Annotated in this window: 18 protein-coding genes and 1 pseudogene; 14 read left to right on the top strand and 5 right to left on the bottom strand. The window is 63.0% G+C overall.

Annotated elements, in window-relative coordinates; all coding sequences use genetic code 11:
* Positions 1-46: 46 nt before the first annotated feature.
* Positions 47-3,115 (top strand): D-2-hydroxyglutarate dehydrogenase YdiJ, encoded by a 3,069-nt coding sequence (gene ydiJ / locus AC1RCO_RS02910; protein ID WP_492617357.1) that lies wholly within the window; start codon positions 47-49, stop codon positions 3,113-3,115.
* Between the two features lie 103 nt (positions 3,116-3,218).
* Here the strand turns inward: ydiJ and AC1RCO_RS02915 are convergent, their stop codons facing one another.
* The 4 genes from AC1RCO_RS02915 to AC1RCO_RS02930 form a co-directional block, all read right to left on the bottom strand.
* Positions 3,219-4,829: an amidohydrolase family protein gene (locus AC1RCO_RS02915; RefSeq protein WP_015636006.1), complete on the bottom strand. Its 1,611-nt coding sequence runs from the start codon at positions 4,827-4,829 to the stop codon at positions 3,219-3,221.
* A gap of 98 nt (positions 4,830-4,927) precedes the next feature.
* Positions 4,928-6,157, bottom strand: coding sequence for an MFS transporter (locus tag AC1RCO_RS02920; protein ID WP_011061835.1), 1,230 nt, complete (start codon positions 6,155-6,157; stop codon positions 4,928-4,930).
* A gap of 47 nt (positions 6,158-6,204) precedes the next feature.
* Positions 6,205-7,014 (bottom strand): amidohydrolase family protein, encoded by an 810-nt coding sequence (locus tag AC1RCO_RS02925; RefSeq protein ID WP_492617358.1) that lies wholly within the window; start codon positions 7,012-7,014, stop codon positions 6,205-6,207.
* Between the two features lie 348 nt (positions 7,015-7,362).
* Positions 7,363-8,004: a TetR/AcrR family transcriptional regulator gene (locus AC1RCO_RS02930; RefSeq protein WP_011061833.1), complete on the bottom strand. Its 642-nt coding sequence runs from the start codon at positions 8,002-8,004 to the stop codon at positions 7,363-7,365.
* 126 nt (positions 8,005-8,130) lie between these two features.
* Here AC1RCO_RS02930 and AC1RCO_RS02935 point away from each other — a divergent pair, with 126 nt between their 5' ends.
* The 13 genes and pseudogenes from AC1RCO_RS02935 (at position 8,131) to AC1RCO_RS02995 (ending at position 21,565) form a co-directional block, all read left to right on the top strand.
* Positions 8,131-10,167: an NADH:flavin oxidoreductase gene (locus AC1RCO_RS02935; RefSeq protein WP_011061832.1), complete on the top strand. Its 2,037-nt coding sequence runs from the start codon at positions 8,131-8,133 to the stop codon at positions 10,165-10,167.
* Between the two features lie 133 nt (positions 10,168-10,300).
* A complete protein-coding gene (locus tag AC1RCO_RS02940; protein ID WP_210458482.1) occupies positions 10,301-11,608 on the top strand; it encodes a M24 family metallopeptidase in 1,308 nt (435 codons plus the stop codon).
* 57 nt (positions 11,609-11,665) lie between these two features.
* Positions 11,666-12,475 carry an amino acid ABC transporter ATP-binding protein gene (locus tag AC1RCO_RS02945; RefSeq protein ID WP_011061830.1) on the top strand — a complete coding sequence of 270 codons (810 nt, stop codon included), beginning with the start codon at positions 11,666-11,668 and terminating at the stop codon, positions 12,473-12,475.
* Positions 12,475-13,115 (top strand): annotated as a pseudogene (locus tag AC1RCO_RS02950) (amino acid ABC transporter permease). The gene AC1RCO_RS02945 and the pseudogene AC1RCO_RS02950 overlap by 1 nt, the downstream one beginning before the upstream one ends.
* Positions 13,112-13,774, top strand: coding sequence for an amino acid ABC transporter permease (locus tag AC1RCO_RS02955; RefSeq protein WP_019094845.1), 663 nt, complete (start codon positions 13,112-13,114; stop codon positions 13,772-13,774). The pseudogene AC1RCO_RS02950 and the gene AC1RCO_RS02955 overlap by 4 nt, the downstream one beginning before the upstream one ends.
* 60 nt (positions 13,775-13,834) lie before the next feature.
* Entirely contained in the window at positions 13,835-14,686 is an 852-nt protein-coding gene (locus AC1RCO_RS02960) for a substrate-binding periplasmic protein (RefSeq protein ID WP_220222817.1), read from the top strand.
* Positions 14,687-14,744: 58 nt separating this feature from the next.
* Positions 14,745-15,749, top strand: a complete 1,005-nt coding sequence (locus tag AC1RCO_RS02965; protein WP_404672547.1) for an Ldh family oxidoreductase — start codon at positions 14,745-14,747, stop codon at positions 15,747-15,749.
* A gap of 232 nt (positions 15,750-15,981) precedes the next feature.
* Positions 15,982-17,043, top strand: coding sequence for a glycosyltransferase family 2 protein (locus AC1RCO_RS02970; protein ID WP_492617359.1), 1,062 nt, complete (start codon positions 15,982-15,984; stop codon positions 17,041-17,043).
* Positions 17,044-17,096: 53 nt separating this feature from the next.
* Entirely contained in the window at positions 17,097-18,119 is a 1,023-nt protein-coding gene (locus AC1RCO_RS02975) for a hypothetical protein (RefSeq protein WP_492617360.1), read from the top strand.
* Positions 18,116-18,850 (top strand): diiron oxygenase, encoded by a 735-nt coding sequence (locus AC1RCO_RS02980; protein ID WP_492617361.1) that lies wholly within the window; start codon positions 18,116-18,118, stop codon positions 18,848-18,850. Before AC1RCO_RS02975 ends, AC1RCO_RS02980 begins: the two co-directional genes overlap by 4 nt.
* On the top strand, positions 18,847-19,938 hold the full coding sequence (locus AC1RCO_RS02985) for a glycosyltransferase family protein (RefSeq protein ID WP_492617362.1): 1,092 nt from the start codon (positions 18,847-18,849) through the stop codon (positions 19,936-19,938). The genes AC1RCO_RS02980 and AC1RCO_RS02985 overlap by 4 nt, the downstream gene beginning before the upstream one ends.
* Positions 19,939-19,989: 51 nt before the next feature.
* Positions 19,990-20,613, top strand: a complete 624-nt coding sequence (locus tag AC1RCO_RS02990; protein WP_053152341.1) for a phosphatase PAP2 family protein — start codon at positions 19,990-19,992, stop codon at positions 20,611-20,613.
* Entirely contained in the window at positions 20,600-21,565 is a 966-nt protein-coding gene (locus tag AC1RCO_RS02995) for a fatty acid desaturase family protein (protein ID WP_492617363.1), read from the top strand. The genes AC1RCO_RS02990 and AC1RCO_RS02995 overlap by 14 nt, the downstream gene beginning before the upstream one ends.
* Before the next feature lie 55 nt (positions 21,566-21,620).
* On the opposite strand, the gene AC1RCO_RS03000 is transcribed toward AC1RCO_RS02995, so the two are convergent.
* A complete protein-coding gene (locus tag AC1RCO_RS03000) occupies positions 21,621-23,360 on the bottom strand; it encodes a dipeptidase (protein WP_492617364.1) in 1,740 nt (579 codons plus the stop codon).
* Between the last annotated feature and the right edge of the window lie 69 nt (positions 23,361-23,429).

The following is a 23,429-nucleotide window of genomic DNA, read 5'->3' on the forward strand; positions in this document are numbered from 1 at the left end:
TAACGAGAATGCTCAGATTAGCCGTATCGCCGCTAGGAATTCCACCATGATTGCCAGGTTGCCTCCCCACGAAACTAAAAACGAACCCTGTGAGTTGTTCCTGGCTCGCCTTGAGAAAGAAGGATTCCAGGGAGAAATTGCTCGCGATCATGCTGTGAGGACAGTGCTGGCAACCGACAACTCGATCTATCAGCGTCTGCCTCAAGCCGCGGTGTTTCCCAGAAATGTGCAAGATGTCGAGCTCTTGGCCCGCCTTGCGGCGCTGGCGTCGTTCAGTTCGGTGGTACTCACGCCGCGTGGCGGCGGAACCGGAACCAATGGCCAATCGTTGACGAGCGGCGTTGTGGTGGATCTGTCGCGTCATATGCACGGCATCCTTGAGATCAACGTCGAGGAGCGCTGGGTGCGTGTGCAAAGCGGTGTGGTCAAGGACCAGCTCAATGCGGCGTTGAAACCGCACGGACTGTTTTTTGCACCGGAGTTGTCGACGTCGAATCGGGCCACGATCGGCGGGATGATAAATACCGACGCAAGCGGTCAGGGAAGCTGTACCTACGGAAAAACCCGTGACCACGTCCTGGCGCTTTCTACCATTCTGATAGGCGGGGAGCGGCTCGATAGTGCAGTCCTGGAGCGAGATTGCTGGCAGGCGCAAGCACATCGCGACGACAAGGTTGGGGCAATTTATCGATGTGCTTCGCAGATCGCCCATGATTACGCCGAACTCATCGAGCATACCTTTCCCAAGTTGAACCGTTGCTTGACGGGATATGACCTGGCGCATCTGCGTGAGCCGAATGACCGATTCAATCTGAACAGTGTCCTGTGTGGGTCCGAAGGCTCACTGGGTTTCATTGTTGAAGCCACGCTGAATGTGTTGCCCATTCCCAAGTACTCGATCCTTGTCAACGTACGTTACGCGGGCTTCATGGATGCATTGCGCGATGCCAAGGCGTTGATGCAGCTCGAGCCATTGTCCATCGAGACGGTCGACTCCAAGGTCCTCGGGCTGGCCATGAACGACATCGTCTGGCACGGAGTCGCCGAGTACTTTCCCCAAGACCCCGATGTGCCAACCCTGGGAATCAACCTGGTGGAGTTCAGTGGCGACGATGAGGAAGTGGTTCAGCTGCGTGTTCATGAGTTTGTCCGGCACCTTCAGCAGGACACCAGTGTGGTGCGATTGGGGCACACCCTTGCCATCGGTGCAGAGGCATTGAAGCGGGTTTACGCGATGCGCAAGCGTGCGGTGGGGCTGCTGGGGAATGTCAAAGGTTCTGCCAGGCCCCAGCCGTTCGTTGAAGATACTGCGGTTCCTCCCGAGAACCTGGCTGATTTCATTGCGCAATTTCGGGCGCTTTTGGATAGCCATGGTTTGGAATATGGCATGTTCGGCCACGTTGACGCCGGGGTCCTGCATGTGCGGCCGATTCTGGATATGAAAGACCCCGCCCAGTCGGCCTTGATCCAGCCCATTTCCGATGCCGTCGCCGAGCTGACGCAAAAGCACGGTGGCTTGCTCTGGGGGGAGCATGGCAAAGGGTTGAGGTCGCAATATGTGCCGGACTACTTCGGCGAACTCTATCCGGCGCTGCAGGAACTCAAGTCGGCTTTTGACCCGTACAACCAACTCAACCCGGGAAAAATCGCCACGCCACACACGCTACCTGACGCTCGGTTGACTCGAGTTGATGAGGTCACGTTGCGCGGCGAGCTGGATCGTACGATTGATGAGCGGGTGTGGTTGCATTACGACGCCGCGGTCCATTGCAACGGCAACGGCGCCTGCTACAACTTCGACCCCGATGACGCCATGTGCCCTTCCTGGAAGGGCACTCGAAATAGAATTCACTCGCCCAAGGGGCGCGCTTCTCTGATCCGGGAGTGGCTGCGCTTGCAGGGGCAGCAAGGTGTCGATGTGTTGGTTTCACAAGGGGCTCGCCCTTTAGCGGCGACGGTGATCAGCTTCGCCAGGCGTGCTGCCAATACGGTTGCGCACAAGATGGGCCAGAAAGACTTTTCCCATGAGGTCTACGAGGCGATGGCAGGGTGCCTCGCCTGCAAGTCCTGTGCGGGTCAGTGCCCGGTGAAAGTCAATGTGCCCGACTTTCGCTCGCGATTCCTCGAGCTATACCACAGCCGATATCTGCGCCCGTTGAAGGATTACCTCATCGGTTCTCTGGAGTACACGATTCCCTACTTGGCCCGTGTGCCGCGCTTGTACAACGGGATCATCGGTTCTGGGATGGTGGGGGCGTTTCTTCGGCGCGTTGCCGGTATGGTCGACAGCCCGGTGCTGAGCTTGCTGAAGTTTGATGACGTTTGCCGCCTCTGGAAGGTACGCGTGGCGTCGCCAGCGCTTCTTGAAGGGCTGGACGAGGCGCAGCGTAAACGCAGCGTTATTCTCGTGCTGGACGCCTTCACCCGTTATTTCGAGACACCGCTGCTCGCGGACTGGATCGAGTTGATTTCCAGGCTCGGGTTTGAGGTGTACATCGCGCCGTTCGCGGCCAATGGCAAGCCGCTGCAGGTTCAGGGCTTTCTAAAGGCATTCGAACAAGCCGCGCATTTCAACGCCCGATCGCTTCGCGAACTGCATCAATATCAGATTCCGTTGGTGGGGCTTGATCCCGCGATGACCTTGGTTTACCGCCAGGAGTACGTCAAGACCCTGGGTGAGGACCAGGCCCCAGCGGTCCTGCTGCCGCAGGAATGGCTTGTGGAGGTGCTTGTGCAATCAGCGGTGAGCGCCGACGAAGGTACTTACTACTTCCTGCCGCACTGCACCGAGAAGACCAACGAGCCGGGCAGTGTGAGCCTGTGGCAGACGATCTATGCGCGAGTCGGCTTGAGGTTGCAGGTGCAAGCCAGTGGGTGTTGTGGAATGTCCGGAACCTACGGGCACGAAACACAAAATGCCGAGACGTCCGAGGTTATTTACCGACAGTCCTGGGGGCCATTGGTGGCCCGTCTTAATGGGGCAGGGCGCCTGCTGGCGGATGGGTACTCGTGTCGAAGCCAGGTCAAGCGCAAGGACGGGCAGCTTGTCCTGCACCCGCTCCAGGCGTTGCTGAGGTTCCTGCGCGACACTGCCACCCCATCTTCAGGATGCTGATTGGCGCGAGCCTGAGGCGGCTTGGCCGCCTCGCGTTTCTCCAGGTATTGATTGGAGGCCATCGGTCCAGCGAAAACCGATGTGCGCAGATCGTCGAGCGGTATCAGAACCCATAGAGCTTTGCAGGGTTATCAACCAAAATCTGCTTGATGAGCGCGTCATCGTTTTCAACCCAGTTAAACAGCATCTCCAGGAGACTGGCATCGTTGGGCATGGGTACCGGTATACAAGGATGTGGCCAGTCGCTCGCCCACAGTAAGCGGTTTGGATTCGCTTCGATCAACGCCCGAGCGTAGGGCGTTACGTCGTCGTAAGGGAAGTCCTTCGATGCTGTAAAGCGATAAGCCCCCGAAAGCTTGACCCACACACGACCTTCTTTTAACAGCCGCAGCAGGTCGGTGAATCCTGGATGGCCCAGCCCGCAACTGGTGGGCATGTGCCCCATGTGGTCGATGACGACTGCGACGGGCAGGCTGGCCACGGTCTCGTACAAGTCGGCGAACTCGGTGATATCGATCAGTAGCTGTAGGTGCCAGCCAAGTGGCGCGACTTTTTCTGCCAGCGCTGCAACATCCGATACCTCGACACCGCTTTTGAAGATCAGGTTGACGCGCACGCCGCGCACCCCGAGGCGATGCATTGCCCACAAGGTTTCTGTATCGGTATCGGCATCGATCACCACAACGCCGCGGAATGCGCTGCCCGCTTCTTTCAGGGCCGCGAGCGTTGTGCTGTTGTCCGCCCCATAGACGCTGGGTTGGACGATGACCCCGCGACTTAGCCCCAGGGTTTTTTGGACGCGTTGAAATGCCTCCAGTGGAGCGGGCGGCGGCGTGTAGGAGCGGTGAGGAGAGAAGGGTTGGCCATTCTCGTCACCAAAAACGTGGAAGTGGCAGTCGCACGCGCCGTCAGGCAAGGTGCGTGGCAATGTACGAGGTTCAGGGTCCGGGCCTGCGCATTGCGGTGCGTAGGTCTCTCCCAGCGAACTCATCCGAGTGATTTCCCAACCTTGCAATCCTCGCAATCCGTTGCGTTCGGCGGAGTTGATGATTTGTTGCCAGGTGACTCGTCTGGCAAGGTCGGGGTCGCCGAGCCTGATCGCTTCGAAGATCGCCTGATGCTCAGCCAGTAGCGTCTCGCCAAGGTCGCTGGAGCGAACCAGGTGGTTCTCCAGTAACGCCGCTTCGTAGACGTGGCTGCACAGAAAAATGATGAAGTTGCGAAAGTATTCATTGCCTGTGGCATCGGCAATTGCGCGCTTGAACTGCAGGCTGTGTTCCACCATGTCCTGACGGTTTTGGATACTGGCGCGCAGGGTGTCCAGTGCCGCTTCAATCTTGTTCAACTGACTGAGTGACCGGCGCCTGGCGGCCATGGCGGCCGCGGCGACTTCGAGGTCCAGGCGCAGCTCATACAGTTGACGCAGCTTGGTGCTATCGGTGAGCTCCTCTTGAGTAATCCGGAAGCTGCTTTGGTTGGCTTCGGTTGCAACAAATACCCCAAGCCCCTGGCGACTGACGACGAGGCCGGCCGAATTGAGCCGAGCGACAGCTTCACGCACTACATTTCGGCTAACGGCAAAGGCCTCTGCCAACCGGCTTTCCGTGGGGATGCGATCACCTGGGCGGAGTCGACCTTCACGTATTTCGCTTTCCAGGTGACGAAAAATTTCAACCGAGAAGTGATCGCGTCGGCCAATTGCTTTTATAGTCATTTTACTCAGTCATCAAATGTCAGTTTCAAAAGCTTGAAACGTCAAACGCCCACGTAACGAACATTGCGTGGGCGTTACTCTAACAAATGATGGCTGGCTCAGTGTAATTGCTTGCCCTTGGTTTCCGGGAGGAAGAAGGTCACCACCAGGACAAGGCAGTAGGCTCCTCCCGCGAAGATCGCGATGGCGGTGCCGAGGCTGTATTTGGCGCTTATAAAGCCTACGAGTCCGGGAAACAGAGCGCCTACCGCTCGCCCAAAGTTATAGGAGAATGCCTGGCCATTGGCCCTCACTGCTGAAGGATAAAGCTCAGTCAAAAAGGCGCCCATGCCGCTGTAGATACCTGAAGCTGCGAAGCCCAGTGGAAAGCCGAGAAACAGCATTTGAGTGTTGGTCAAGTTCAGTTGCATGTAGCAGACCACACTGATGGCCGACAGAACGGCGAAGATGATGAAGTTGGGGCGCCGCCCCAGGCGGTCAGACAGGAAGGCGCCGCAGACATAGCCAAAGAATGAACCGATGATGACCACCATCAGATAGCTACCGGTGCCAAAGACCGACAGGCCCTTTTCCAGTTTCAGATAGGCCGGCAACCACGTGGTGATTGCGTAGTAGCCACCTTGAACGCCCATGCAGAGCAGGGCGGATAGCAGCGTGGTGCGCAGGAGCGAGGGTGAGAAAATGTGCCAGAAAGGAACCGAGTTGCCTGTTTCGCTCTGGTGCTTTTTAGTCCGCAGGAATACCTCGGGCTCTGGTACATATTTACGAATGTAGAGGACCAGAAGTGCCGGAACGATGCCGATCCAAAACAGCGACCGCCAGGCAATATCTTCGGGAAGCAAGCTGAAAGACAGTGTGTAGAGCAGTGCGGCGGCGCCCCAGCCAATGGCCCATCCGCTTTGCACGATACCCACGGCTTTGCCGCGATGTTGTGCTCGAACCATTTCGCCGATCAGTACCGATCCCACGGCCCACTCACCTCCGAACCCGAGCCCCTGCAGTGCCCGAAGGACAAATAACTGTTCGAAGTTTTGCGCAAAGCCGATCAATACGGTGCAGATCGAGAACCACAGAATACTGATCTGCAGCAACCGCACACGACCGTATCGGTCTGCCAGAATGCCCGCTCCCCATCCGCCAATGGACGAGAAAAGTAACGTCACGGTACTCAGTAGCCCCACTGAACCCTTGTCAATGTGCCAAAGGGTCATCAGCGAGGCGATGACAAAGGTGAACACCATGAAATCCAGGGCGTCCAAGGCCCAGCCACCAAATGCGGAATAGAAGGTGCGTTTTTCAACGGTATTAAGTTCGCTAAACCAACTCATTATTATTCTCCGGGCAGCACCGCAGTTCTGCTTGGTTATTGTTTTTGTTATTTGAAGTCGTACAGGGCGCCAGGGTTATCAACCAGAATGCTCTGTCGTTGGCGTTCGCTGGGCGCCCATGAAAGCAAGCGATCCAGCAATGAACTTGTGTCGGGTGTACTTTCGAGTGCTACGTGAGGCCAGTCGCTGCCCCACACCATTCGTTCCGGGGCAACGGCCAGCAAGGCATGGGCGAGCGCATCTGTATCGGCATAGTCCGGACGCTGATCACTCAGGCGGTAAGCGCCCGACAACTTGACCCACCAACCGTGCTCCGCCACGTTCCTCAGCAGCAACTCAAACCCCGGTTCCTTAATGCCCAGATGGGCCGGGAAGTGCCCGAAGTGATCAATCACGACAGCGCAAGGCAACTTGGCCATCCGAGCCTCAATCTCACTTAGAAGCCGAACATCAATCAGAAACTGCATATGCCAGCCAAGGTCGGCAATTCGATGGGCAAGGTGCTCCATCAAGTCCAGATTCACTCCGCCTCGAAACAGAACGTTGATGCGAACACCACGCACACCCAAGGCATGCATATGCGCCAGTTCGTCGTCGCCAACGTGTTCGTCTACTACCGCGACCCCTCTCAGTTGCTCCTGATGACGTTGCAACACTTCGAGCATGTACCGGTTGTCGGTGCCATAGACGCTCGGCTGCACCAAAACCCCTCGCTGCATTCCCATCGCCCGCAACACCTCCAGATACAGCGCCTCAGGTGCCGGAGGCGGGGTGTAGCTACGGTCGGTTACCAGTGGATAGCGCTCAAGATCGCCGGAGATTACGTGTGCATGGGTGTCGCATGCCCCGGCCGGCATTACGAAGCTCGGGGCCCGGACCTCTGCTCCAGGGGGCGCGCACAAAGGCGGCGAGTCGGTGGCGGGTCGCAAGTGAGACATGGATTTCATCCCCTCGACAGCCTTTCGCGCGTCATCACGGTTGAAAAGCGGCACTTGTTAGTTGTTGGTTGTTGGTTGTCCTACAAGTGCAGGCATGTTGAGTTTTTGCCTCTGCCTTGTCAATGCGTGCAGGCGTGGTTTTTTACACGGGGGTGGGGGGGCGTCTCGGGATGCCTGGTCGAGATTGCTCAGCCCCCGGCCGAACCGGCACAGGCTGAACAGGGTATTGAGCAACGCCGGCGGGCCAAGCGGCGGCCCGCCTCAGTTCTAAAGCTCGGCCGCTGAAAAACCGTTGCGCTGGAAGAACCGGTCCAGCTCCCGGGGCAGGGGCTCCACGCCGGTGAAGATCTTCAAGTACTCGGGGATGTAGCGCATGCGCTGCGCCATCGGTTCCTGGGTGTTCATGCTGATGTAGCCGATCTGGGTCAGGTAGATCGAGCGCGCGCGGGTGACGGCGGCGTCATGGGCGAAACCGAAACGGTCGAACATCTGTGCCAGGGCCTGCACCCGCTGTGCATCGGCCTGGCGGATCTCGTGCGCCACTTCGGGGGATTGCAGGGCCCAGCTGCGCATGGCGAACTCGAACTGTGAATCGAACAATTCGCTGTTCAGCCAGCAGTCGAAGACGTTGAGAATCGCCTCGGTGATGGATTCGGCATAGGCCTCGGACTGTGACACCAGGCTCAAGGTGTTCTTGTTCTTCCACAGATTAACCAGGGCTTCGAGCAGGGCTTCGCGGTCCTGGAAATACCAGTAGAAACTGGTGCGCGACAGGTTGAGTTTCTTCGCCAGCGGCATCACCCGCACCGCATCCACTCCCGATTCCTTGAGGCTCTCATAGGCCGCGTTGAGCCAGCTTTCCAGAGAGCCGCGGCCGGCAGCTTCCACATTGTTGCTGGTTGCTTTCATGGGGCATTTTTTCCTTGTCCGTTTAACCTTGACGGGGCGAATGTACACTACTGTCAGTGTCGTTGACACTGGTGTACATTGAGGTCTATCGTCTGCCTTGCCTGATGACCAGTATGCGAGACCGATATGAATAACGATCCGCTTCTTCAGCCCTATCGCCTCAAGCACCTGACACTTCGCAACCGCATTATCACCACCTCCCACGAGCCGGCGTACCCCGAAGAGGGCATGCCGAAGAAATTGTACCGGGCCTACCACGTCGAGCGCGCCAAGGCCGGCGTGGCCATGACCATGACTGCAGGCTCGGCGGCGATCTCCCGCGATAGCCCACCGGTGTTCAACAACATCCTGGCGTACAAGGACGAAGTGGTCGGCTGGATGAAAGACCTCACCGACGAATGCCACGAGCATGGCGCGGCGGTGATGATCCAGCTCACCCACCTGGGGCGCCGCACCCGCTGGGACAAGGGCGATTGGCTGCCGGTGGTGTCGCCCTCGCACAATCAGGAGCCGGCACACCGAGCCTTTCCCAAGAAGCTGGAAATCTGGGATATCGAACGCATCATCCGCGATTACGCCGACGCCGCCGAACGCATGCAGGCCGCCGGCCTGGATGGTATCGAACTGCAGGCCTACGGCCACCTGATGGACCAGTTCTGGTCGCCATTGACCAACGAGCTGGAGGGCGCCTACGGCGGTTCATTGCACAACCGCCTGCGGTTTACCTTCGAGGTGCTGAGTGCGATTCGCCAGCGGGTGGGCCCGGAGTTTATCGTCGGCATCCGCTACACCGGCGATGAGGTGCTGGCCGGCGGCCTTGAGAAAGAGGAGGGGCTGCACATCTCGCAGCTGTTGAAAGACAGCGGCATGGTCGATTTTCTCAACGTGATTCGCGGCAATATCGCCACCGATGCCGGGTTGACCGACATCATCCCGATCCAGGGCATGCGCAATGCACCGCACCTGGACTTTGCCGGGGAGATTCGTGCCCTGACCGGTTTCCCCACCTTCCATGCGGCGAAGATCCCCGATGTCGCCACCGCCCGCCACGCGATTGCCTCGGGCCTGGTGGACATGGTGGGCATGACCCGTGCGCACATGACCGACCCGCACATCGTGCGCAAGATCATCGAGAACCGTGAAGATGAAATCCGCCCCTGTGTCGGCGCCAATTATTGCCTGGACCGGATCTACAACGCCGGCGCCGCCTACTGCATTCACAATGCCGCCACTGGCCGCGAAACCAGCATGCCCCACGAGGTGCCGAAGGCCGCGCACCCGCGCAAGGTCCTGATCATCGGCGCCGGCCCCGGTGGCCTGGAGGCGGCGCGGGTCGCCGGCGAGCGCGGGCATGAAGTGCTGGTGCTGGAGGTGGCCGACCAGCCCGGCGGGCAGGTGCGCCTGACCGCGCAGTCCGAGCGGCGCAAGGAGATGATCAGCATCATCGATTGGCGCATGGCGCAGTGCGAGCGCCTGGGGGTGAAGTTTCGTTTCAACACCTGGGCCGATGCGGCGATGGTCCTCGATGAAAACCCCGACGTGGTGATCGTCGCCACCGGCGGTTTGCCCCATACCGAAGTCCTGCACAGCGGCAACCAGTGGCTGGTGTCGAGCTGGGACATCATTTCCGGCGACGTGAAGCCTGGGCGCAATGTGTTGGTGTACGACGATGCCGGCGATCACGCAGGTTTGCAGGCTGCCGAGTTCATTGCCCGCAGCGGCGCCAGGACCGAGATCATGACCCCCGATCGCTCGTTCGCGCCGGAGGTGATGGGCATGAACCTGGTGCCTTACATGCGCTCGCTGCAGCAGTTGGACACCACCTTTACCGTCACTTACCGGCTCAAGGCCGTGGAGCGCCAGGGCGAGCAGTTGCTGGCGACCATCGGCACCGACTACAGCGACCTGGAGAAAACCCGACTGGTGGACCAGATCGTGGTCAACCACGGCACCCGGCCCCTGGACGAGCTGTATTTCGAACTGCAGCCCATGGCCACCAACGAAGGCGCCGTGGAGTACAAGGACCTGATTGCCGGCACCGCGCAAAACCTGGTGACCAACCCTCAGGGGCGTTTCCAGTTGTTCCGGATCGGCGATGCAGTGTCATCGCGCAATACCCACGCGGCCATTTACGACGCACTGCGCCTGGTCAAGGACCTCTAGCCACTGCTTGCGCCCTGTTTTGCACAATAAGAAAGACAGCCGTCATCCGTTTCCCTAGCGTCAAGTCACTGCCCCGAACGTTGGTCTGACTGGTTTTGATAAACCTCAAACTCTTCCCAGCGGAGGTTGTTGCATGCACACGGATACCGATTTCACCGAGCTGCTCAATGTCGTTCCCCCAAGCCCTCTGCACTATCGCAGTGATGCCAGCGTCACCGGCCATGCCCTGGCCCCGGTGGACAACGGCCTGCTGGCGGCCTATGCCGCGATCGACCGGCCGGCGCTGCGCCAGTACCGCCTGGAGCGCATTCGCCAGCAACTGCGCAAGCAGGATTACGCCGGCGTGCTGCTGGCCGACCCGATCAATATCCGCTACGCCACCGATACCAATAACCTCGGCCTGTGGGTGATGCATTCCCCTAGCCGTTACGTATTCGTGGCCACCGATGGCCCGGTGGTGCTGTTCGAGTTCGACAGCAGCCGGCACAACAGTGAGCACATCGAGACCATCGATGAAATTCGCCCGGCGATCCCCTGGCTGTATTTCCTGGCCGGCCCACGGGTCGAGGAGAAGGCCGAACGCTGGGCCCTGGAGGTGGCCGACCTGTTGACCCGGCATGGCGCCGGCAATCGTCGCCTGGCGGTGGACCGCTGCGACCCCTGGGGCGCGGAAAAGCTCAAGGCCAGGGGCATTCAGCTGTTCGATGCCCAGCCGCTGATGGAGCAGGCGCGGCTGATCAAGTCGGTGCAGGAGATTGCCAGCCACCGGGTGTCGATGGATGTGTGCGACTTGGCGATTGCCCGCATGCGCGCCAGCCTGGTGCCGGGCATCACCGAAAACCAGCTGTGGAGCATCATGCACGGGACCAACGTGGCCCAGGGCGGGGAGTGGGCCGAGAGCCGCCTGCTGAACTCCGGGCCGCGCACCAACCCCTGGTTCCAGGACGCCTCGGACAAGCTCATCGCGGCCGGGGAGATGGTCTGTTTCGACACCGACATGGTGGGCCCGGGCGGTTATCTCTCGGACATCTCCCGCAGCTTCATCTGCCCCGGCAAGGCGCCGACGGCGGCCCAGCGCGACCTGCTGGACATCGCCTCGCAGCAAATCAGTTTCAATCTCGACCTGCTGCGCCCGGGGCTGTCGTTTCGCGAGTTCGCCGAGGGCTGCTGGCCGGTGCCCAGGCAGTTCGAGCACAACCGCTACATGATGATGCTGCACGGTGTGGGCCTGGTCGATGAGTACCCCAGCGTGGCCTACGCGGTGGACTTTGCCGAGTGGGGCTATGACGGCCACTTCGAGGAAAACATGGTGCTCTCGGTGGAGAGCTACATCGGCGAGCGGGGCGGCCATGAAGGCGTGAAGCTCGAAGAGCAGGTGCTGATTACCGCTGCTGGAGCGGTCAAGCTTTCCCGTACCCCGTTAGTCGACGGCGATCGATAGCAGTGGTTGTTGCCTGATTCTTGCAGGCACGGCGTCTACCCTGTCCGGAGAAAAACAATGAGCAGCATGACCGTGATCGAAAACGCCAGCCCCCTGGCACCGCCCCCGGTACCCAGCGCCGAACCTTTCCTGCGACTGGAGGCGATCCATAAGCAATTCGGGCCTTACCCCGTATTGCACGACGTGTGTTTCGAGATGGCCAAGGGTGAGGTGGTGGCGATCATCGGCCCCAGCGGCTCGGGTAAAAGCACCTTGCTGCGTTGCATCAACCAACTGGAGCCCGCGACCCGGGGACGGGTCAGCATGGGCGGGGTGGCTATCGAAGCCGGGCGCCCGCTGCCCCGGAGCGAGCTGCTCAATCTGCGCCGGCGCATCGGCATGGTGTTCCAGTCGTTCAACCTGTTTCCGCACCTTACGGTGCTGCGCAACGTCAGCCTGGCGCAGGTCCGCACCCTCGGCCGCAGCGCCGAGGAAGCTGACGCCCGCTCTTTGCAGTTGCTGGACCGGGTGGGGCTCGCGGACAAGGCCAACGCCTATCCGGCGCGCTGCTCCGGCGGCCAGCAGCAACGCATCGCCATCGCCCGGGCCCTGGCGCTGGATCCGGAGCTGATGCTGTTCGATGAGCCGACCTCGGCCCTGGACCCCGAGCTGGGCCTGGAAGTGCTGGCGGTGATGAAGGAGCTGGCGCGCGAGGGCATGTCGATGCTGGTGGTGACCCACGAGATGCACTTTGCCGAGACGGTGTCCGACCGGGTGGTGGTGATGGCCGAAGGGCGGATCATCGAGCAGGGGCCCAGCGCCCAGGTGATGCGCGAGCCGCAGCACGCGCGGGTGGCGCAGTTTCTCCAGGCCGTGAGGAATCGCTGATGGCGGATATTCTGCTGGTCCTGTTGCGCGGCGTGCCCGGGACCCTGAGCGTGACCCTGGGCGCTTTCTGCATCGGCGTGGTGCTGGGCTTTCCACTCTGTGCCCTGCGTCTGTCGAACCTGAAGCTGTGTCGCTGGATGGCGGCGATGCTGGTGCTGACCCTGCGTTCGATACCGCCCATCGTCTGGCTGTTCTTCATCTTCTTCGGCATCGGAGGCGGCTACATCGCCTTGTCGCCGTTCGCTGCCGCGGTGCTGGGCCTGGGGCTGATCACCGCGGCGCATATGTCGGAGGTATATCGCGGTGCCTTTGCGGCGATCCCCCAGGGGCAGTACGAGGCGGCGCAGGTGCTCAATCTGTCGGCGCCCCAGCGCTTTTTCGATGTGATGCTGCCGCAACTGGTGCGCATCGCCATTCCCACCTCGGCCACCTATGCAATGGGTTGCTCAAGGACTCGGCCGTGGCCTCGACCATCGGTGTCGGTGACGTCAGCTTCCAGGCGTACCAGATGTCCCAGCAAACCTTTCAAGGGCTGGAGGTGTACAGCGTGGCGGCGCTGGTCTACCTGATTCTCAGCGTACCGGTGGCGCTGTTCTCGCGCTGGCTGTCGGCCACCCTGAAGCAGAGGATTGCCCGATGAACGAGATCCTGACGATGTGGCTGGCCTGGTTTCCCGAGCTGTGGAAGGGTTTTGTGCTGTCAATTCAGGTAACCGCCGCCAGCCTGGCACTGGGGGTGGTCCTTGGGTTGTTGCTGGCGCTGGGTGTGTCGGCGCCCCGCCGGGCAGTGCGCTACCCCTCGTTGCTGATTGTCGAGCTTGGGCGTGGCGCGCCGGCGTTGATCCTGTTGCAGTACTTCTATTTCGGCCTGCCTTCGGCGGGCCTGACCCTGAGTTCTTTCTGGGCGGCAGCCCTGGCGCTGGCCTACTGCACTGCGGCCTACACCAGCGAGATCATCCGTGGCGGCATCGAGGCGGTGGCCCAGGGGCAGAACGAGGCGGCCGAGGTGATCGGCCTGAACCGCTTCGATGCACTGCGTTTCATCATCTTGCCCCAGGCGATGCGGGTGGCTCTGCCGTCGTTGCTGGGGTTCTCGATCATGATGTTCCAGGCCGCGTCGTTGTGTTTCACCATCGCGCTCCCGGAGATCGTCAGCCGCGCCTCGGCCATCGGTTCATCCACCTTCGAGTACATGCCGGTGCTGACCCTGGCCGGCCTGATGTATGCCGCTGTGTGTGCGCCCGCGACCCTGGGTGTGGCGGCGCTGGAGAAAAAACTGGCCCCCAGCCAGCACGCATGACCTGCTTGAGCCGTCTTTCGGCTGCCATTCTCTTAATGCAACCCATGCACAGGTGAAGCCATGATCCGTTCATTCAAACGCATTGTTCGTTGGGCGTTCCTTTGTTCCTCCCTGGTGGGAGGTTCGGTGCTGCTTGGTGCCCCCCAGGCTCTGGCCGACTGCAAGCCGGCCCACACGTTTGAAACCCTGACTCCGGGGGTGTTGAGCGTCGCGGCCTGGGTCTTCCCGCCGTACTCGATTCCCGGGCCGGGCAACCAGTTGAGCGGGGTCGATGGTGAAATCATCAAGCGCATCGCTGCCAGGGAGTGCCTGGATATCAAGCTGACAGTGGTGGACCCGGCGGCGGTGGTCCAGTCGGTGATCGCACGGCGGGCCGACGTCGGCATCGGCGACTGGTACCGTACCGCCGAGCGCAGCAAGGTCCTGGGTCTGACCGCGCCGCTGTACCTGGACGTGATGGGGATCATTTCCAGCGAGGGCTATTCGAAAATCTCCGAGCTCGAAGGTCAGCGCATCGGCACGGTGCAGGGTTACCTGTGGGTCGACGACTTGAAAAAGGCCTTTGGCGACAATCTGGTGCTCTATCCCAACCCGGTGGCCATGGCCCAGGACCTGGCGGCCAAGCGGATTGCGCTGGGCATCGACAGCTTCGCGGTGGGCGTGGCTTCGCAGCAGAAGGGTGCCTACCGGGGCATGAGCATCAAGGTCTCGGAGCCCGACCCGCGGGTTAAGGCTACCCTGGAGCCGGGGCAGACCAGTTTTCCCCACACCAAGGCCAATACGGCGCTGAGTGAGGCGCTCAATGAAAACATTCAGGCCTTGCATGCTTCTGGCGAAATTGCCGAGATACTCGGCTCGTTCGGCCTGGATAAACAAGCCGCCAACGTGGGGGCGCCACGCCTGGTGGAATGACCCGCAGCCCCGGGCCCGGTGGCCAGGGCGGTTGTGCAGCAGCGTCAGGGAGCAATCGATGCAAGAGAGTGCAGCGTTCAAGTATCTGTCGCTGGCAGAGGCCAGGGATTTTGCCCAGCGCTGCTGCCTGCAGGCCGGCAGCAGCCAGGAAGTGGCCCAGGCTCTGGCCGAGGCCACGGTATCGGCCCAGGGTCATGGCCTGGCCAGTGTGGGTTTCGAGCATCTGGCCGATTACCTGCACGGGTTTGCCAGCGGGCGCATAGCGGGCTTGGCCAAGCCACTGATCACCCAACTGGCCCCGGCAATGATCCGTTGCGATGCGCGCGCGGGCATTGCGCAACTGGGGTTCGATCAGGCCTTTGGCGCTGTGTGTGACAGCACCCGGCAGTTGGGAATCAGCCTGTTTGCCCTGCACAACGGGTTTACCTGTGGCGAGCTGGGCTACTACACCCGGCGCCTGGCCGCCGAAGGCCTGGTGGCATTGGCGTTCTGCAACGGCCCGGCGCTGTTGACCGTGGCCGGCCAGCGCCAGCCGATCTATTCCACCAACCCCCTGGCCTTCGCCGCTCCCTGCGGCGACGGGCGCTTGCTGCTGATCGACCAGGCCAGCAGCGCCACGGCCTTCGTCAACCTCCTCAAGGCGGCCGAGGCCGGGGAGGCGATCCCCGAAGGCTGGGCAGTGGATGCCCAGGGCGCAGCCACCCTGAGTGCCCGGGAGGCCATGCACGGTGCCTTGCTGGCGTTCGGCGGCAGTCGCGGGGCCAACATCGCGTTGCTGGTCGAAGTGCTCGCCGGCGGTGTCGCCGGGGGCAACTGGTCGCTGGATGCGCCCGATTTTCGAAGCGGCGCACAATCGCCGGGTTCGGGCCTGCTGGTGATCGCCATCGCCCCGCACCTGCTCGACGAGCAGTTCGAGGCTCGACTGGCGCGGCAGATGCAGCGCCTGGCCACCCTGGGGGTTCACCCTCCGGGGCAGGCCAAGCAGCAGGCCTGGGCCCGGGCGCAAATAGAAGGAATCAGCTTGCCCATGGCGCTGTATCAGCAGCTGGCGGCGCGCTTCTAGGGGGGAGCGAGTTCTGCCGTCAGAGCCTCAATCGTTGCAGCGATGCCAGGGAGCGGCTTACCTGGCGGATGACATGGGTGGCCAGAAGCGATTGCGCGGGGCATCACAACCGGCGCAGCCGGTGTTTGAATAATCCCCGGAATAATGCTGTGATTGCGCGCGTCACGCCCCCGGGCGGCCCTGCTTTTTTCAGAGACACTGCGAAATGGATAGCCAAGAAACGACAGCCAGGATGTCGCAGTTGCCTCCCGGCGATGACCTGTCCACGCGCCTGCAAGGGATTGCTGCCCAGACCGCACTGGTGTTGGAAACCAACAATCTGCGCGGCGGCAAGAATGCAGGCGAAGCCTTGAGCAGCCTCCAGCGGCTGATTGCCCGGCTGGCCCTGCAAAGTCTGGCGCCCCAGGCTTTTGCCCAGTGGATCATCACCCATGACGGCCTCGACCTTGAGGCACGCCAGGCGCTGTGCAGCCTGGCCGGCTGTGCGCTGGAGTTCATCGAGATCGATGCCGGCACCGGTTACTACGATGCCAAGAATGTCGGTTTCGATGGCGTCGACCAGGCGCGCTGCCAGTACGTGGTATTCGCCGATGCCGACTGCCTGCCCGATGACCGTTGGCTGGAAGAGTTGCTGCTGCCCTTTGTGCAACCCGAGGCGCCCGTGGCGGTGGCCGGGCGCACCAGCTACGCGCCGAGCGTCGCCGGCAGTGCGCTGACCGCCATCGACTTCATGTATTTCCCCAGCCCCTTGCGCCACGGCGCCACGCGTAACTTCTACGCCAACAACGTGGCTTTTCGCTGTGCCACCTTCGAGCAGTATCGCTACGAGCCCCTGGCTGGCATCTATCGTGCCCATTGCCAGGTTATGGGCCTGCGCCTGCAAGCGGCGGGGGTGGCGGTGGTCTATGCGCCGGCGGCACACACCGAGCACCGGCTGCCCGACAGCCAGGGCGAGGTGTTCAAGCTGCGCTGGCTCAGGGGCGGCGACAGCGTCGGCCTGACCCCGTACCTGGTGCGCGCCTACCTGCCGGGCTGGCTGCAATGGCTCGGGCGCAGTGGGCCGCTGGGGCCTTTGTGCGTGATGGTCGGGCGCCTGGGCTACAGCCTGCGGGCCCTCAACCACCAGGACCTGCCGCCCCTGCACGGAGCCCGGCGCCTGGGGGCCATGGCCATGGTCACTGCCATCTCGTTGCTCGACACTGCCGGCGCCGTGGTGCGTGGCTGCGGGCTGTCCATCGGCCGCTCCAGTGCCCGGCACAGTGAAGCGTTGTCCTACCACCGCAACCTGGATTGATCCGCGTCGCGCCGTATCGTCGCACGCCGTTCGCGTGCCCAGAGGAAGTCCCCATGCAGAACCCTTCTCTTGCCTCATTCGGCCGTTCCCTGGCGTGCCTGGCCTTGCTGGCACTCGGTGGCCAGGCCCAGGCCGCTCCCAGCGAGTTCGCCGGTCGCGGGGTGTACCACTTCGCTTCGGACAGTGGCTGCGCCACGTTCGCCTCCAGCAACCTCGACTGCAACCGCATCGCCCTGGACGTGAGTGATGCGCGGGCCAGTGTCGACCGGCAAACCCATGCCATCGTCATCGACGCCGACAGCAACCACGAAAGCAAGACCGTGATCGGCGACATTCTGCTGCACGGCAGCGGCATCGCCAGCGACGGCCAGCGTGTACCCCTGAGCCTGCAGGTGCTGCTGCGCCGTTCGGGCAAGGTGTGGAAATCCGATACCTATGTGCACGCACCGGTGCGTGGCAAGTTCCGTGACATCAGCCTCGATCCCTATCAGATCAGCGTCCGTGAAGGCACCCGTGAGCGCGTGCTGTTCAGCCCCGAACAGGCGCGCAACGTATTGGCCCAGCCGTCGATCGCGGCGCGCCTGGCCAGTTATTTCGTGGTGGTGCGCCCCAGCGATGCGCAGCACCCGACAGCGGGCGACATCACCATCGGCCTGGGCGTCGGCCGAGTGTCGAAGTCGCTGATGCGTGCCAGCTTCAGTACCAGGCAGCCGGGCAGCGAAGCGCTGGAGCAGGTGCTGCAGCAGGGCACCTGGAACCTCGACCTGCAGGCCCTGAGCGGGCAGATCCCGCTGTGGGTGGTACAGCGCCAGCTGTTTGTCTTTGCGCTGGAGGACAGCCCGTTGCTCAGGGAGGTGCGTCAGCGGGGCTTGAACAAGGGCGACAGCCTGGAGCTGGGTGCGGTCAACGGCCAGGGTTACCTGCGCTACAACGGCCAGGAGAAGAGCTTTCCCGGCGCTGCGGCCAGCGGCACGGCCTTCATGCGTGACAGCTTTATCGGCCTGATCCTGGCCTGGCAGCGCCATTCGCACGGGGCCAGGACGGCCACCGCCAGCGCCGCGCAGCCCGTGCAATGAGTGCGGGGCCAGCGGTTGCCGGCGAGGCCAACTTCGACTGCCTGAGCATGCCCCGGCCCCAGGGCCTGGGGGTGCTGCAGGCGCGGCTGGTGGACCGCATCAAGCGCGCCGCCTTGTTGCGCCTGCACCGCAGCCCGCGAGGCGAACGCCTGCTGTTGCGCATGTACCTGGCTGGTGAAGACGCCACCGAGCGTGCGTTGCTCGATGAGTTGTTGCCGCAGTCGCCACCCTGGCTCGAACGGCAGGTAGCACAGCACCTGGCCGATGAGCAGCGCCACGTGACCCTGTTTGCCGAGGCCCTGCGCGAGCGGGGCGACGACGCTCAAGCCCGCCTGGAGCCGGACTGGCTGAGCCGGCGCAAGATCCAGCGCTGGCAGCGCCTGGCCCGTCGTTATGCGGGGCTTTTCGAACAGGGCCTGCTGGTGCCGGCCTACGCCACCGGGCTGTGTGCCGAGCAGATGGCCGAGCGGGTATTGACCCGCCATTGTGCGGTGCTGGATGCCGGGCATGGCTTGTATCCGCTGCTGGCGCGGGTGCTGGCCGACGAGAAAGCCCACGTGCGCCTGTGCCAGAACACCCTGCGGCGCATCGTGGCGCCCCATGAGGCGGGCCATCTGGCGCGCCTGCTCAAGGACATTCGCCGCGTCGATGCGAGCTTTGGCGTGACCGGTGCCCTGGCGATGTATGGTGCCGGCTGGCTGCTCGGTGGTCGGGGCCGAGTGGGGCGATGAGTGCACGGATTCTTTACCTGGCGACCGCCGATGCCCGTGGGCACTTGATGCGTGCCCAACTGCTGGTACATGCCTTGCGTGCGGCCGGGGCCGAGGTCGAGGTGCTGACCACCTCGCAGCAGGGGCAGGACTTCCTGCAGCGCTTCGGCATTGCGGCGCAGATTCTCTCGCTGCATTACGCGGTGCAGTTCGACAGCCAGCAGAACATGCTGCGCCAGGCCACCAACCGCAATGTCGCCCACTACCTGTTCCGCCCCGGGCGCATGCTGCGGGACATCCTCCAACTGCGGCGCCGGCTGCGCGGCGTGGACCTGGTGATCAACGATTCCTTCCACCCGGCGCTGCTCTACATGGGCATGCTCCCGGGCTGGCGGCGCCAGGTGGTGCACGTGTACGGGGCCAGCCTCAAGGTGGCGCTGCTGAACAACTTTGCCGGCATGTGGCCGCGCCAGTTCGGGCGCCTGTTCGGCTGGATTGTCGGGCGCCAGATCGATACGGCGCGGGCGCGCATCGAGCACGATTTCGCCTATGAAGTCGACGATACCCGGGCCCCGGCACTGTATCGCCTGCCGACCCCGGTGGCCCTGGCCGAAGCCTTGCCGGAACAGGCCGCCGTGGGCGCCGCGGTGTACCTCAACCCGCATTTTCGTGAGCCCGACCTGGCCGATGCCTTGAGCCTTGGCCTGGAAGATGCGGGCCTGGACGCTCACCGCGTGGGCGAGGGGTATGCCGGGCGCAGCGGCTGGCTGCAGGTCGATCCGCTCTGGGCCAGCCGCGCTGCCCGGGCGCAACTCCTGGTCTCGGCACCGGGCATGGCGGCGCTGTCCATCGCCCGGGTCTACCAGCGGCCGATCATCCTGGTGGTGAGCGACCAGCCGGAACAGACCAGCAACGCCGCCCGGGCCCGGCAATTGCAGTTGCTGCACCGGGTGGTGACCTGGCGCGGCGACCCTGCCGATTTTCGCCGTCAGGTGGCCGAGGCGGCGCGGCAGTTGAGCGCGGCGGCGCCAGCGCCCGACGTGATCTCGGGCAACCAGCGGGCCCAGGCACGGATCGATGCCTGGGCCAGCCGCTTGCTCGGCTTGTGAGGGCGCGGCCGTGAGTCGTCACCGCTCCATGCCCGCACCGGGCCAGCAGCCATGACCGGCACCTTGCAGCGCCTGATAGCCGCCGCCAACCTTCGGCAGGCCCTGGCTGCGGTGTTCGCCCTGCTGTTGGGGCTGGGCGCGTTCATGGGTCTGCAGCGCCTGGTGACGCCGCGCTACAACTGGGTCACGCCATTGGATGAGCTGATCCCCTTTATCGCCCAGTCCTGGTTCGTCTATGTGCTGTTCTTTCCCTTTGTGCTGCTGGCGGCGGCCTATGCCAGCCAGGAGGGCTTCAGGGCCCTGCGCAACGCCACCGGCATGGCCTTCGCCGTTGGGCTGCTGTGCTTCTGGCTGTTCCCCGAATATGTGCCGAGGCCGGATATCGCCGCCCTCGACAATGGCTTCCTGCAACAGCGGCTGGGCCGGATGTGGCAGCTGGACCTGGCCTGCAACGGTTTTCCCAGCCTGCATGTGGCCGTGACCTGCCTGGCCTGTCGCGCGCTCTGGCGCCGCCCTTGCAAAGAGCTGAGCGCTGTCATCGGCCTGCTGATCTGCCTCTCGACCCTGACCCTCAAGCAGCACACGCTGATCGATGTGGCGGGCGGCCTGTTCCTGGCCCTGGCCTGTGCCCTGGCCACCCAACGACAAGGAAACCCTGCCCGTGTCCCAGCCTGAACCCCGTGCCGGAGAGAATCGGGCCCTGCGTGCCTTTGCCCCCGACGCCGGGCTGTTCCTGCTCAAGCCCTGGATCGGTGGCCTGGCGCTGCTGGCCGACTGGGGGCTGATCGCCGCCGCATTCGCCTGCGCTGCGCTCTGGCCGCACCCCGTCATCTACCTGCTGGCCGCGCTGCTGATCGCCCGCAGCCAGTTGGCGCTGGCGGTGCTGATGCACGAGAGCGCCCACGGCCTGCTGCTGCGCGGGCAGAAAGCCAATGATCGGCTGGGCCAGTGGCTGGCCGCCGGCCCGCTGTTCCTGTCCCTCTGCACCTACCGCGCCGGCCACCTCAAGCATCACCTGCATCCGATGGAGCATGACGACCCGGTGGTGGCGGTCTTCGGCCTGGGGGATTACCCCTTGCCCCGGGGCAAGCTGGCCCTGCGCCTGCTGGCGGACCTGTGCGGGGTGGGCTACTTCATCAGCGCCTTGAGGTTCGCCCGGGGTGACTACCGCGCGATCATGCCCCGGGTCGACAAGTCGCCGCGCCAGGCCCTGGAGGAAGTGCTGTCCATGCTGGTCAGCAACGGCCTGCTGTTCGGCCTGCTGGCCTGGAGCGGCCACCCCTGGCTGTACCTGGGGTTGTGGCTGTTGCCGGCGATTACCCTGCTGCCCTTGCTGGGCCGGGTACGAGCCATCATGGAGCATGCCGGCCTGCCGGTTGCCGCCGACCAGAGCCGCAACGCCCGCAGCATCGTACGGCCCAGCGTGCAGACCTTCCTGTTCGGCCCCCACGCCATCCACTACCACATCGAGCATCACCTCTATGTGCGTGTGCCGTTCTACCACCTGGGCGGCCTGCACCGGCAACTGGCCACGGCGCAGTTGCTGCCCGAGGGCAACCTCCACCAGGGGTATGGCGGGGTACTGCGAGATGTCAGCGACCCCGACTGGACGTCAGCGGCGCGCTGAGGCGTGGAGGAAGGGGAGAACGGGCCCGCCATGGGTGGCGGGCCCGTGAGGGCGGTCAGAGCTTGGGCAACTGGCCGATGCGGCCGACCATCTCGGTGACGATCTGCAGGTCCAGGAGGAACTGCTCCACGGTCTTGAACTCGTTGTCGGTGTGGCCGGTGTACTTGACCTCGGGCCGCGCCAGGCCGAACTGCACGCCGTTGGGCAACTCGTGCACCGAAGTGGCGCCGGCGGAGGTGCCGAACTTGTGCGCCATGCCCAGGTTCTCGCTGGCCACCGCCAGCAGTGCCTTGACCCATTCACCCTCGGGGTTGCGGTACATAGGTTCGGCGATCTTGGTGTCGATGTTCACCGCCACTTGGGTCTTCTTGCTCCAGGCCGCCAGCTTGTCGGTGATTTCGCCCTTCAGCACTTGCGGGGTCTTGCCCTTGGGCACCCGCAGGTTGACCGCCAGCTTGAAGGTCTTGTCATCCACGCTGACCTGGGTCAGGGAGGTGGTCAGCGGCCCCATGAAGTCGTCGGAGAAGCCGATGCCCAGCTTGTTGCCCAGGTAGTCCAGGCCCCAGTTGTCGGCGGCGTAGCGGGCACCATCGGTGAAGGCGTTGTGCTTGAAGGCGATCTTGCCGTCCTGGCTGTTGATGAAGTCCAGCATCCGCGCCACCGGGTTGACCCCGGACTCGGGCTCGGAGGAGTGGGCCGAGACGCCGGTGACCGCCAGTTGCACATCCTTGCCCACCACCTTGGCCGCGACCTGGAAGTTGCCGCCGTGCTGCTTGGCATATTCGGCGCCGGCCTTTTGCAGGCTGGCGGCCAGTTCCGCGGGCTGCTCGGTGACCAGGGTGGCTACCGAGGTCGAGGGGATCTGGTTGGTGGCCAGGCCACCGGTGAGGTGGGTGATCTCCGCCCCTTTGCCCTCGGCGGCGCGCCGGGCGAAGCTGGCCATCACCGTGCCGTAGCCTTTCTCGGCGATCACCACCGGGTAGCCGCCGTCCAGCGCCAGGTTGTAGTTGGGCGTCGGGTTGTGTTCGAAGTAGTAGGGAATGGCATCGCCGCTGGTTTCCTCGGTGGTGTCCACCAGCAGCTTGAAGTTGCGCGCCAGGGGCAGCTTCTCTTCCTTGATGATCTTCATCGCGTAGAGCGCTACCACGATGCCGTTCTTGTCGTCCTCGGTGCCGCGGCCATACATGCGGTCGCCGATCAGGGTGACCTTGAACGGGTCGAGGCGGGTGCCGTCTTCGAGCACCCAGTTTTCCGGGGTCACCGGCACCACGTCGGCGTGGGCGTGGATGCCGACGACTTCATCGCCGCTGCCTTCCAGGGAGATCTCGTAGACCCGGTTGTCGATGTTGCGAAAGTTCAGGTTGAAGGCCTTGGCCAGGTCCTGGATCTTGGCGGCGATCTTGAGGAACTCGGGGTTCTTGTACTGCGGCACGCCGTCGATGTTGAAGGTGGGGATGGCCACCAGTTCGCGCAGGGTTTCGGTGGCGGCCTTGCCGTACTTGATCCGGGCGTAGAGGCCCAGCAGGCGGTGGATCTCGTTCTGCTGTTCGGCGTTCAGGGTCTTGTTGGCCAGGAAGGCCTCGATGGTCGGGGCGAGCTGGTCGCTCTTGGCCAGCGGGCTCTTGGCCAGGGTGCCGAGGAATTGGCGGAAATCCGTGACCGTGGCGTCATTGAAGGTCTTGAGGATGGCCGCGCTTTGTTGCGGGGTAATGTTGGCCTGGGCGATCGAGGTGTAGGACGACAGGCTGGCGAGCATCAGGGTGGCCGCAGCCAGGTGCTTGAGAGAAAAATCCATTGCGGAGGGCATTCCTTTGCAGGGGGTAAGGATTATCTGAGCTGTTAGTCAGAAACCTTGCCAAGCTAA

It is taken from the genome of Pseudomonas sp. GW823-FHT03E05, assembly GCF_058796855.1.

Coding starts and splice junctions, on each gene's coding strand:
- ydiJ (WP_492617357.1), top strand. CDS start 47: ATGATTGCCAGGTTGCCTCCCCACGAAACTAAAAACGAACCCTGTGAG.
- AC1RCO_RS02915 (WP_015636006.1), bottom strand. CDS start 4,829: ATGACTATAAAAGCAATTGGCCGACGCGATCACTTCTCGGTTGAAATT.
- AC1RCO_RS02920 (WP_011061835.1), bottom strand. CDS start 6,157: ATGAGTTGGTTTAGCGAACTTAATACCGTTGAAAAACGCACCTTCTAT.
- AC1RCO_RS02925 (WP_492617358.1), bottom strand. CDS start 7,014: ATGCCGGCCGGGGCATGCGACACCCATGCACACGTAATCTCCGGCGAT.
- AC1RCO_RS02930 (WP_011061833.1), bottom strand. CDS start 8,004: ATGAAAGCAACCAGCAACAATGTGGAAGCTGCCGGCCGCGGCTCTCTG.
- AC1RCO_RS02935 (WP_011061832.1), top strand. CDS start 8,131: ATGAATAACGATCCGCTTCTTCAGCCCTATCGCCTCAAGCACCTGACA.
- AC1RCO_RS02940 (WP_210458482.1), top strand. CDS start 10,301: ATGCACACGGATACCGATTTCACCGAGCTGCTCAATGTCGTTCCCCCA.
- AC1RCO_RS02945 (WP_011061830.1), top strand. CDS start 11,666: ATGAGCAGCATGACCGTGATCGAAAACGCCAGCCCCCTGGCACCGCCC.
- AC1RCO_RS02955 (WP_019094845.1), top strand. CDS start 13,112: ATGAACGAGATCCTGACGATGTGGCTGGCCTGGTTTCCCGAGCTGTGG.
- AC1RCO_RS02960 (WP_220222817.1), top strand. CDS start 13,835: ATGATCCGTTCATTCAAACGCATTGTTCGTTGGGCGTTCCTTTGTTCC.
- AC1RCO_RS02965 (WP_404672547.1), top strand. CDS start 14,745: ATGCAAGAGAGTGCAGCGTTCAAGTATCTGTCGCTGGCAGAGGCCAGG.
- AC1RCO_RS02970 (WP_492617359.1), top strand. CDS start 15,982: ATGTCGCAGTTGCCTCCCGGCGATGACCTGTCCACGCGCCTGCAAGGG.
- AC1RCO_RS02975 (WP_492617360.1), top strand. CDS start 17,097: ATGCAGAACCCTTCTCTTGCCTCATTCGGCCGTTCCCTGGCGTGCCTG.
- AC1RCO_RS02980 (WP_492617361.1), top strand. CDS start 18,116: ATGAGTGCGGGGCCAGCGGTTGCCGGCGAGGCCAACTTCGACTGCCTG.
- AC1RCO_RS02985 (WP_492617362.1), top strand. CDS start 18,847: ATGAGTGCACGGATTCTTTACCTGGCGACCGCCGATGCCCGTGGGCAC.
- AC1RCO_RS02990 (WP_053152341.1), top strand. CDS start 19,990: ATGACCGGCACCTTGCAGCGCCTGATAGCCGCCGCCAACCTTCGGCAG.
- AC1RCO_RS03000 (WP_492617364.1), bottom strand. CDS start 23,360: ATGGATTTTTCTCTCAAGCACCTGGCTGCGGCCACCCTGATGCTCGCC.